The sequence below is a fragment of the Neisseria sp. P0021.S007 genome (assembly GCF_051956855.1).
Window position 1 is genome coordinate 1 of sequence record NZ_JBQCXA010000490.1, and the last position, 705, is coordinate 705.

A 705-nucleotide genomic window follows, 5' to 3' on the forward strand; every position below is an offset into this window, starting at 1 on the left:
GGCTGGAACAGCAGGTGATTTTGTTGTCGCAGGACACCGAAATCACCCCCGAAGTGTACCGCCGTCTCGACCCGCATATCGGCCGCACCTATCTGGTGGAAGCCGAATCACTGGACAGCGCGGGCGCATGTTCACGTGTAACTGCCGATGTTTATTTCGAATAATTAAAGGAACAATACATGTATCTGCTGCCAGACAACCGCCAGTGGGATTCCGACTATTTCCATACCCTGATTAGCGACAAACACATTATTTCCAGCAGCGAAGCCAAAGCCATACGCGAAAAACTCACCCACGCAGGTGCGTTGCCGCATCTGGACAACAACTACGAGTGGGCGGTACTCTGTATCGGCTATTGCTTTGCCAAAGGCTGGGCTCGCAAGTCGGAAAATCTGACTGCCGCCCCCGATACCAAAGGCATCGACATCCCTTCTTTCCAAACCTGCTTTCAAGACCATTCGCGGCTTTGGCTTGCCCTGTTGAGCGAAACCCTGTTCCACATCATGCAAGGGAAACTGGCGGGAAAAGATGATTTGTACAAACGAATGGCCGACCTGTGGCATACCGGCGCGCTTGGTTTGCATGCGTTTTGGGAACGTTGCAGACAATTCAAACCCGATGACGATTTGGCACAACGGCAGGCCTTTTTGAACGAATTGGCTGAATTGGCTGTTAAAAACAGTAGCGGACGGCAACATGCAGGAG

At 52.1% G+C, this 705-nt stretch carries 1 pseudogene; it reads left to right on the forward strand.

The features are described 5' to 3' along the window. Window positions 1-179: 179 nt before the first annotated feature. Window positions 180-705, forward strand: a pseudogene (locus ACTHUR_RS14190) (FtsK/SpoIIIE domain-containing protein); the annotation flags it as partial.